General features: G+C 41.8%; 1 protein-coding gene and 1 pseudogene. Both read right to left on the bottom strand.

All coding sequences use genetic code 11. The annotated features are described in order from the left end of the window. Positions 1 to 383 precede the first annotated feature (383 nt). Positions 384 to 1,316: pseudogene (locus tag CDG79_RS40385) on the bottom strand (type IV secretory system conjugative DNA transfer family protein); the annotation flags it as partial. Between the two features lie 150 nt (positions 1,317 to 1,466). Next, positions 1,467 to 1,671, bottom strand: a 205-nt coding sequence (locus CDG79_RS41935; RefSeq protein WP_143855753.1) for a hypothetical protein, incomplete at its 5' end; no start/stop codon positions are given.

Here is a 1,671-nt window from a genome sequence, read left to right as displayed (position 1 = left end):
TCGCCAAAAGTCTCGGCGAGCCGCTATGAATGATCAGTATATGCTTTCCGTTTTGACGGCGGCTTTCTCAAACTTAACTCTCTGCTAGAATCCAACTGTCAATAGAGTTTGAGATGCGCTAACCCTGGCTATTTACTTGATGTGAACTAATTAATTGACCTTTTTGGTGATAATTATTTATTAGCTGAATTATTTTTCTCTGAGTGATATTTTCGTCTTTGACGCTACATTGTATCATTTTTAAAAAAAGCTCTTGTATGCATCAACAGGTAACGGTGCATTGCCTGCTTGTACGGGTGCTTGTGGGATAGGAAACTTCCGATCTACTTCCTTGACTCGCAAATCTAAATCTTCCTGTGTGGGCTTTTTCTGGGTACTTTTCCTAGCAAGCTCCTTAATGACTTTATCCCACTTATTATCGTTTTCTTGTTCGTTTTTTCAGAGCCAGCCGAACTAAATAATTGACCAAAAGCTATCTTAATCCAGGGGTTTAGTGCTGCTGCCATCAAGCGTTCGACCATCTTCTCGCTGGAAAGTATTGCCGCAGCCGTCATAATATCAGCGCGATCGCCAAACTCTTTAGTTAGCATTCAAATAGCCTGCGTCAACTGGTCGCCCGCAGGGCCAAAGAATGCATCCTCAGACGCATTACCCAACAGGCGGAAGTTCTTGTTAATAACCGTAGCTAACTGCCGTGCAGTCTCAGCATCGCTACTGTCGCGTAAAAAATCGATTGGGTTACATACCTCCGATTCGGGGAATCCCGGTGCAAATACGTGTACGTCATACCCTTTTGATTTGGCATAACTGGCGATTTTGGCTTGACTGGCATACTTAAAATCGTATAGTACTATACCAAAGCCTTGGTCAATTGCTGAGTAAATCATCGGGTTGATAGCCGAGAATGATTTACCGCTACCAGGTGCGCCAATTACAGCAGTTCCGCGTTGGACATCGGGTACATAAACTGGTACTCCCCCACTCCCCTTGGGTGATTTTTGACCCTTGTATCTATGTACTCCGATATACAGGCTGGCACTATCACACTTAGGAGCTAAGATTTGCTTCAAGGCTTTTTTCTTAGCTTGGGCAGTTTCCTTTGCTCCACCCCAATAGCTAGTAGCAAGCTTGCCTTTTTTACCGTTACTAAAAAGCTGTAAAAGCAACATTAAGCCAATTCCCCCTGCAAGTAGTAAACCTTGAGGTGACATGAGCTTATCTGTATATTTACTAAAGTCAGTATTGCTATTTTTATGAGCAGCTTTTACTTCTCTAACAGTCTTAGTTTTAGCAGTTGCAAACAGATAATTATTCATATTAATCTGTGTTAATTTTGCATGAGATAATTGAAGAAATATGCTATTAAGTGAAGTTGCATATTTCTCCGTTATTTGTGTGGGATGTCTTCTCCAAGTCAAAAGTTAAAAGCAAGAGGATAAATTCTTCTATGATTGCCTTTTTACTTGTTACTTCTTCGGTACAGTGAGGGGTGTACCAAGGATAATTGGGTCTATCTCGCGGTAGGTAAAGAAGGGAACTGGGCCGAATGGCACTAAGAAAAGCTCTAAGCTATGCGGAATAGGCACTACAGATTTTAAAGCTATTGAACAGTGAAGGTTCAGGGATGGGATAGGCAATTGTCCTTGATGTAATACTGCGATCGCCATTGAG

It is taken from the genome of Nostoc sp. 'Peltigera membranacea cyanobiont' 232 (assembly GCF_002245985.1).
Lineage (GTDB): Bacteria > Cyanobacteriota > Cyanobacteriia > Cyanobacteriales > Nostocaceae > Nostoc.
The sequence above is the reverse complement of the archived record's forward strand: the minus strand, read 5'-3'. Positions and strand labels throughout refer to the sequence as shown.